Origin of the sequence: Lysobacter sp. 1R34A, assembly GCF_051217035.1 — a bacterium.
Taxonomy (GTDB): domain Bacteria; phylum Pseudomonadota; class Gammaproteobacteria; order Xanthomonadales; family Xanthomonadaceae; genus Lysobacter.
The window spans coordinates 1-8,225 of record NZ_JBPKJP010000139.1; the positions used below are offsets into that span (position 1 = coordinate 1).

7 protein-coding genes are annotated in these 8,225 nt (G+C 68.1%); 6 read left to right on the plus strand and 1 reads right to left on the minus strand.

Features of this window, described 5'->3' with window-relative positions; translation table 11 throughout:
- Together epmB and ACSAMQ_RS19060 are read left to right on the plus strand one after the other, a co-directional pair.
- Positions 1-982: EF-P beta-lysylation protein EpmB (epmB, locus tag ACSAMQ_RS19055; protein ID WP_435397170.1), on the plus strand; the 982-nt coding region annotated here is incomplete at its 5' end.
- A 176-nt stretch (positions 983-1,158) separates the two neighbouring features.
- Positions 1,159-3,252, plus strand: a complete 2,094-nt coding sequence (locus tag ACSAMQ_RS19060; protein ID WP_435397171.1) for an EAL domain-containing response regulator — start codon at positions 1,159-1,161, stop codon at positions 3,250-3,252.
- 295 nt (positions 3,253-3,547) lie between these two features.
- On the opposite strand, the gene htpX is transcribed toward ACSAMQ_RS19060, so the two are convergent.
- Positions 3,548-4,462 carry a protease HtpX gene (gene htpX, locus ACSAMQ_RS19065; RefSeq protein ID WP_435397172.1) on the minus strand — a complete coding sequence of 305 codons (915 nt, stop codon included), beginning with the start codon at positions 4,460-4,462 and terminating at the stop codon, positions 3,548-3,550.
- A gap of 236 nt (positions 4,463-4,698) precedes the next feature.
- Between htpX and gluQRS the strand changes: the two genes are divergently transcribed.
- The 4 genes from gluQRS to phbB (ACSAMQ_RS19085) all read left to right on the plus strand — a co-directional run bounded on the left by gluQRS (position 4,699) and on the right by phbB (ACSAMQ_RS19085) (position 8,114).
- Positions 4,699-5,655, plus strand: coding sequence for a tRNA glutamyl-Q(34) synthetase GluQRS (gluQRS, locus tag ACSAMQ_RS19070; RefSeq protein ID WP_435397173.1), 957 nt, complete (start codon positions 4,699-4,701; stop codon positions 5,653-5,655).
- A 42-nt stretch (positions 5,656-5,697) separates the two neighbouring features.
- Positions 5,698-6,438, plus strand: coding sequence for an acetoacetyl-CoA reductase (gene phbB, locus ACSAMQ_RS19075; RefSeq protein WP_057918483.1), 741 nt, complete (start codon positions 5,698-5,700; stop codon positions 6,436-6,438).
- 321 nt (positions 6,439-6,759) lie between these two features.
- On the plus strand, positions 6,760-7,245 hold the full coding sequence (phaR, locus tag ACSAMQ_RS19080) for a polyhydroxyalkanoate synthesis repressor PhaR (protein ID WP_036147922.1): 486 nt from the start codon (positions 6,760-6,762) through the stop codon (positions 7,243-7,245).
- A 128-nt stretch (positions 7,246-7,373) separates the two neighbouring features.
- Positions 7,374-8,114 (plus strand): acetoacetyl-CoA reductase, encoded by a 741-nt coding sequence (gene phbB, locus ACSAMQ_RS19085; protein ID WP_435397174.1) that lies wholly within the window; start codon positions 7,374-7,376, stop codon positions 8,112-8,114.
- Positions 8,115-8,225: the final 111 nt, after the last annotated feature.

Below are 8,225 nucleotides of genomic sequence, written 5' to 3' on the forward strand. Positions count from 1 at the left end.
GGCCGCGGGCGCGCGCTGGCAGGCGCTGTGGCGCGACGCCGTGCGCGATCCGCGCGAGCTGCTGGCCCTGCTCGGCCTGTCCGACGCCGCACTGGCCCTGTCGGACGAGGCCGCGGCGCAGTTCCCGTTGCGGGTGCCGCGCGGTTTCGTCGCGCGCATGCGCCACGGCGACCCGCACGACCCGCTGCTGCGCCAGGTCCTGCCGCTGGACGAGGAGCTGCGGCCGATGCCGGGCTTCAGCCTGGACGCGGTCGGCGACGGCGCGGCCAAGGCAGGCCACGGGGTGATCCGCAAATACCGCGGCCGCGCCCTGCTGATCGCCACCGGCAGCTGCGCGATCCACTGCCGCTACTGCTTCCGTCGTCACTTTCCCTATGCCGAGGAGACCGCCGCGGCCGGCGGCTGGCACGACGCGGTCGCCGCGATCGCCGCCGACGCCGATATCGACGAGGTCGTCCTGTCCGGGGGCGACCCCTGGTCGCTGGCCACGCCCAAGCTCGAAGAACTGAGCCAGGCCCTGGCCCAGGTGCCTCACCTCAAGCGCCTGCGCATCCACACCCGCCTGCCGGTGGTCCTGCCCGAGCGCGTCGACGCCGCTCTGCTGGCCTGGCTCGAACGCCTGCCGTGGCCGGTGGCGGTGGTGCTGCACGCCAACCACGCCCGCGAATTCGACGCCGAGGTCGACGCAGCGATGCGCCGCCTGCGCGGCGCCGGCGCGACCTTGCTCAACCAGGCGGTGCTGCTGCGCGGGGTCAACGACAGCGTCGAGGCCCTGGCTGCGCTGAGCGAACGCAGCTACGCCGCCGGCGTGCTGCCCTACTACCTGCACCAGCTCGACCGGGTCCAGGGTTCGGCCCATTTCGAGATCGACGACGGGCGCGCCCGTGAGCTGCACCGGCAGCTGGCCGCGCGCCTGTCGGGCTACCTGGTGCCCAAGCTGGTGCGCGAAGTGGCAGGCGACCCGGGCAAGCGTCCGTTGTAAGGTTGTAATCTGGCTGGGGTTTGATTGGGGAACGCCGGGACAGCGAACGCGGACGCACAAGCGCCCGCGGCGTGCGTCCGCGGCGCGATCGAACTCCTCAACGGGTCACAGATTCTCGACCGTGCATGGACGAGGCCGGCGCTTCATGTCATAAAACCGGCCCACGGAGGTGGTCAATGCAATTTGGCAAAGACATGGTGCTGCGCTTGTTGATCGTCGACGACAGCGTCGAGGCGGCGGAGGCCATCGTCAGCGGGCTACGCAACAGCGGCATCGCAGTACGGCCGACACGGCCGGAAAACGAACAGGAAGTCGCCGCACTGATCCTGCAGCACCCACCGGACCTGGTGCTGGCGGCACGCAACTCGCGCAACGTCTCGCTGGCCAAGTTGATGCAGAGCGTCGACGCCAGCGGCAAGGACCTGCCGGTGCTGGTGCTGCTGGAATCGATCGACGACGCCGCCCTGCTCGGCGCGCTGGAGATCGGTGCGCGCGGCGTGGTGCTGCGCTCCAACATCGCCCACGTCCAGAACGCGGTGCGCGCCGAATGGGCCGACCTGGAAGCGCGCCGCTCCTTGCGCCGCCTCGAGGCCCAGGTGCGCGAGACCGAGCGTCGCTGCGACGCGCTGATCGATTCCTCGCGCGACCCGATCGCCTACATCCACGAAGGCATGCACATCCGTGCCAATGCCGCGTACCTGGAAATCTTCGGCTTCGAGTCCTTCGAGGACATCGAGGGCATGTCCCTGCTCGACCTGGTCGCTCCGTCCCAGGTCGACGGCTTCAAGCAATTGCTCAAGCAGCTCAGCAAGGGCGAACCGCCGCCGCCGAGCTACGAGACCCAGGCCCGCGCGCTCGACGGCAACGCCTTCCCGGCGGTGATGGAGTTCACCGCGGCCACCTACGAAGGCGAACAATGCCTGCAGGTGGTGCTGCGGCGCCAGGAGATCGACCCCGAGCTCGCCCGCGAAGTGGAGGCGCTGCGCCAGCGCGACCAGGTCACCGGCCTGCTCAACCGCGCCACTTTCCTGCGCACGCTCGAAGACGCGGTGTCGGATGCGGCGCAGAACTCGGCCCATCACGGCTTGCTGCTGATCGAGCCCGATCACTACAACCAGCTGTTGCAGGAAATCGGCCTGGACCAGGCCGACCAGCTGATCGCCGCCTGCGGCGAGCGCCTGCGCGCGGCGATCGGTCCGGAAGACATCGCCGCCCGGTTCGGCGAGCACCAGTTCGCGGTGCTGACCCGGCACAGCGACCACATGCATACCTCCAACCTCGCCGAGGGCATCCGCGCGGCCTTCGCCGACCACGTGCTGGAGACCGACAGCCTGTCGCTGAGCGCCACCGCCAGCGTCGGCGGCGTGCAGATCGGCGAGAAGATCGCCAGCGTCACCGCCGTGCTCGGCAAGGCCAACCAGTGCCTGCAGTCGGCCAGCGACGTCGGCGGCAACCGTACCGAGCTGTTCGACCCCGGCGCGACCGACCGCGCCGAGGAAGAGCGCATCGCCGCCTGGGTCGGACGCATCCGCGACGCCCTCGACGCCGACCGCTTCGTCATGAACTACCAGCCGCTGATCAATCTGCACGGCGAGCCGATGGAGATGTACGAGGCCTACCTGCGCATGCAGAACAGCCCCTCGGGCGAAGCCGGCGGCGAACTGGTGCAGCCGCTGTCGTTCCTGCAGATCGCCGAAGAACACGGCCTGCTGTGGGAGATCGACCGCTGGGTGGTCGGCAAGGCCATCCAGGTGATCGGCGAGCGCATGCGCCAGGGCCGCCGCACCACCTTGCTGGTCAAGATCACCCAGGCCTCGCTGCAGGACGAAAGCCTGATCCAGCACGTGGTCGAGCAACTGGCCAAGTACGGCGCCGACGGCAAGCTGCTGGTCCTGCAACTGCCCGAGTCCAAGGTCTTCACCAACCTGCGCGCCGCCCAGGAACTGCAGTCGCGCATCTCCCAGTACGGCGTACGCGTCGGCCTGGAGCAGTTCGGCGCCGGCCTCAACTCGTTCCAGTTGCTCAACCACTTCGACGCGGCCTTCCTCAAGATCGACCGCGGCTACATGATCGACCTGACCTCCAACGCCGACCATCAGCAGCGCATTCGCGAAATCGCCGAGAAAGCGCGCGAACTGGGCCGGCAGACCATCGCCGAATTCGTCCAGGACGCCGCCAGCATGAGCCTGTTGTTCGGCGCCGGCATCGACTACGCCCAGGGCCACTTCCTGGCCGCCGCCGGGCCGGACATGGATTACGACTTCCAGTAGGTCGACTCGGGACTCGGGACTCGGGACTCGGGACTCGGGACTCGGGACTCGGGACTCGGGACTCGGGACTCGGGACTCGGGACTCGGGACTCGGGACTCGGGAAAAGGCTAAGACCCCAGGCTCAGGTTGCAACAAAAAAAACGCCGAAAGGCGGTTTTTTTGCGACCGAAGAAGTTGCAGCAAACGATCTGCCTGTCGCTACTGCCCCGTTTGTTGAGGGGGCCTGGGGACTTGCTCTTCCTAGTCCCTAGTTCCTAGTTACTCGTTCCTAGTCGCCCCTCGCCCCCGCGCCCCTCAGCGCACCGCCACGCGCCCACTCGGACGCTGCTCCGGCGCATTGCGCAACGCCTCGATGCGTTCTTCCAGCGGCGGATGGCTGCGCATCAAGCGCGCGAACCCATGCCCGACCGCGCCGCTGATGCCGAACGCCTGGACCTGGTTCGGCAGGGTGCTCTGGCCGTAGGTCTGCGACAACCGCTGCAGCGCGGCGATCATCTTGTGGCGGCCGGCCAACTGCGCGCCGCCGGCGTCGGCGCGGAACTCGCGGTGACGCGAGAACGCCATCGCGATCATGCTGGCGATCAGGCCGAACACCACGTCCAGCACCATCACCACCACGAAATAGAACAGGCCGGGGCCGCGCGACTCCCGCTGGCCGCCGAACATCGCGTCGATCCAGCCGCCGACGATGCGCGCGGCGAACAACACGAAGGTGTTCAGCACGCCCTGGATCAAGGCCATCGTCACCATGTCGCCGTTGGCGACGTGGCTGACTTCATGGGCGAGCACCGCTTCGGCTTCATCGCGGCTCATCGCCCGTATCAGCCCGGTCGACACCGCGACCAGGGCCGCGTTGCGATTGGCGCCGGTGGCGAAGGCGTTGATCTCCGGGGCGTCGTAGACCGCCACCTCGGGCATGCCGATGCCGGCCGCTTCGGCCTGGCGGCGCACGGTCGCGACCAGCCACTGCTCGGTCTCGTCGCGAGGCTGCTCGATCACGTAGGCGCCGGTCGTGCGCTTGGCGATCCACTTCGACATCAGCAGCGAAATCATCGAGCCGCCGAAACCGAACACCGCCGCCATGACCAGGATGCCGCCGTTGTTGCCCAGGCGGATGCCGAAGACGTTCTGCAGCACCGTCATGACGATGCCGAGCAGGACCAGCACGGCCAGGTTGGTGGCCAGGAAGAGGGCTATGCGTTTGAACATGGTCGTACGGGCTCTGTCGTTGCCGCGCACCGTGCGCGGCTTCAGTCGACGTCCCTGTCCGAAGGCGGCATCGCCGCCCGGTCTCGTATGCGCGGTGCGCCTACTGGTCTCGAATGCGCGGCGGCGTCGCCGGATCTCGAAACGCGGCGCGTGCCGCTGCTAAGCAAATGTGGCGAAGACGCCGTTAATTCAACGAGAATCCGGCTCTGACCCGCCGCAACCGGAGTTGCCGTTCATTGTCCGGACATCCTTCGCCGACCGCTGCGCCTGACCGGACGGACACGCCGTACCGGGGCCGTTTCGCGCCCTCGCCGACCGGCGACCTGCACGCGGGTTCGCTGCTGGCCGCGTTCGGCAGCTGGCTGCTCGCGCGTCATCATGGCGGCGCCTGGCTGGTCCGTATCGAAGACCTCGACCCGCCGCGCGAAGTTCCCGGCGCGGCCGAACGCCAGCTGCGCACCCTGGCCGGGTTCGGCCTGCACAGCGACGAGGCGATCGCGCGCCAGAGCGCGCGCGGCGCCCTTTACCAGGCCGCGCTCGAGCGCCTGCTCGACGAAGGCCGCGCCTTCTTCTGCCACTGCAGCCGTAGCGACCTGGCGGCGAGCCACGGCATTCACCGCCGCTGCGTCGCGCACGCGCCGCGCCATGGCCGCGCCGCGCCGCAGCCGGCGGTGCGCCTGCGCGTCGCCGAAGGTACCGTGGTCGAGTTCGACGACTTCTTGCGCGGCGCGCAGTCGCAGGACGTCGCCGGCGAAGTCGGCGACTTCGTCCTGCGCCGCGCCGACGGCTACTGGGCCTACCAACTCGCGGTCGTGGTCGACGATGCCGCGCAGGCGATCAGCGACGTCGTGCGCGGCGCCGACCTGCTCGATTCGACGCCGCGCCAGATCCTGCTGCAGGCTGCGCTCGGCCTGCCGACGCCGCGCTACGCGCACCTGCCGCTGCTGCTCGACGCGCAGGGCCGCAAACTGTCCAAGTCCGACGCCGCCCGTCCGGTCGATGCAGGGGATCCCCTGCCCGCGCTGCGCGCGGCCTGGCGCCGCCTCGGCCAGGACCCGCAGGCCCTGGACGCGGTAGCGACCGTCACGGAACTGCTCGAACGCGCACAGGTTTCGTTTAATCCGGCACAGATTCCGAAATGTGCTGACGCTCTCGCCGCGATGCACAACGATCCTTTGACGAATGCTGTCTAGAATCGGTCCGAGACCGCGCGGTCGCGGTCAAGGAGAGTACAGATGCAGTCACGCGTTGCACTCGTCACCGGCGGCACCGGTGGCATCGGCACCTCGATCGTCCAACGCCTCGCCAAGATGGGCCACAAGGTAGCGACCAACTATCGCGACGAGGCCAAAGGCCGCGCCTGGCAGGCGCAGATGAAGGAACTCGGCATCGACGTGGCGATCGCCAGCGGCGACGTCTCTTCGCCCGAGCAGGCCGAAGCCCTGATCCGCGGCGTCGAGTCCCAGCTCGGCCCGGTCGACATCCTGGTCAACAACGCCGGCATCACCCGCGACTCCACCTTCCACCGCATGACCTCGCAGCAGTGGAGCGAGGTCATCGCCACCAACCTCAATTCCTGCTTCAACGTCACCCGCCCGGTGATCGAGGGCATGCGCGAGCGTAAGTGGGGCCGGATCGTGCAGATCAGCTCGATCAACGGCCAGAAGGGCCAGTACGGCCAAGCCAACTACGCCGCAGCCAAGGCCGGCATGCACGGCTTCACGATTTCGCTGGCGCAGGAGAACGCGAAGTTCGGCATCACCGTCAACACCGTCTCCCCGGGCTACATCGGCACCGACATGGTCATGGCCGTGCCCGAGGACGTGCGCAACAAGATCGTCGCCCAGATCCCGACCGGCCGCCTCGGCACCCCGGACGAGATCGCCTACGCGGTCGGCTTCTTCATCCCCGACGAAGCCAGCTGGATCACCGGCGCCAACCTGTCCGCCAACGGCGGCCAGTACATGGGCTGGTAAGGACGCCCGACGACCCGCGGCTGTCGACGCCGCAGCAAGAGCTGCGCCGCGCCGGAGACCTGTTCAGGGTCTCCGGCTCCGGCCCGCGGCCGAGCCCGCCTTCGCGCACCGACGCGACATCGCCGTGGCCGCGCCGCGCAAACGCCCTGTCCACTGTACTTCCGCGAGCTCCGTGACCGCCTGCACGGCACCACCCCGCCCGCCGAAACGCCGGCTGCGAAGCCTCCGCGACCGGCGGCGAAGCCCGGAGCGCCGTACCTGTTGCAAGCCCTTGCGCCCTGAGCCATGCTGCAAGGCACCACGTTTTAGAGCCAAAGCTCCATGGCCTCGACCCGAATTATCAAGAAGTATCCGAACCGTCGTCTGTACGACACGGAGATCTCCAGCTACATCACCATCGAAGACGTGCGTCAGCTGATCGTCGATGGCGAGGAATTCGAAGTCCGCGATGCGCGCTCCGGCGACGACCTGACCCGCCAGGTCCTGCTGCAGATCATTTCCGAACACGAGCAGGACGGCGAGCCGGTGCTGTCCACCCAGTTGCTGAGCCAGATCATCCGCTTCTACGGCGACTCGCTGCAGGGCTTCATGGGCAACTACCTGGAACGCTCGATGCAGGTGTTCCTGGATCAGCAGCAACAGTTCCGCAACCAGATGGGCGGCATGCTCGGGCAGACGCCCTGGGCGATGATGAACCAGCTCACCGAGCGCAATCTGACCTTGTGGAAAGAGTTCCAGCAGAACCTGTCCGGCAACGTAGGCCAGCCCACGACGCCGAAGCAGAAGACCGACAAGCGCGAGCGTTGAGCCGCGCTTTTTTGTTGCGCGCCGCTTGATGGCCTGTCGCGGTCGTGGCGCGTGGTTTCTTGTCGGGCCGTCGGGGGACGGCCCGCGCGCGTGCATGCACCGCGCCTTTCGCATGAGATAGGGATTCCATGAACAAACGCATCGCCGTCGTCAGTGGCGGCATCGGCGGTCTCGGCACCGAGATCTGCCTCTCGCTGGCCCGCGCCGGCCGCCGCGTGGTCGCCCTCGACCTGGGCACGCGCGAAGAACGCATCGCCGAGTTCGCCGCGCTCACCGGCGAGCTCGACATCCGTTTCGAAGCCGCCAACGTCGCCGACTACGACGACTGCGGCGCGGCGATCGAACGCATCGTCGGGGACGACGGCGCCATCGACATCCTGGTCAACGCCGCCGGCATCACCCGCGACGGCAGCCTGCGCAAGATGGACAAGCGCGCCTGGGACGACGTACTGAGCGTCAACCTCGACGGCGTGTTCAATCTTTGCCGCCACGCCGTCGACGGCATGACCGAGCGCGGCTTCGGCCGCATCGTCAACATCAGCTCGGTCAACGGCCAGACCGGCCAGTTCGGCCAGACCAACTACTCGGCCGCGAAGGCGGGCATGCACGGCTTCACCATGGCCCTGGCGCGCGAAGTGGCGCGCAAGGGCGTCACCGTCAACTCGGTGTCCCCGGGCTACTGCGAGACCGCGATGGTCATGGCCGTGCCCGAAGAGATCCGCAGCCGCATCGTCGACAGCGTCCCCGTGGGGCGCCTGGGCAAGCCCAGCGAAATCGCCCGCACCGTCGAGTTCCTGACCGCCGACGAGGCCGGTTTCATCACCGGCGCCAATATTCCGGTCAATGGTGGGTTGTTCATGAGTTTCTGAGGGACTCGGGACTCGGGACTCGGGACTCGGGACTCGGGACTCGGGACTCGGGACTCGGGACTCGGGACTCGGGACTCGGGACTCGGGACTCGGGACTCGGGACTCGGGACT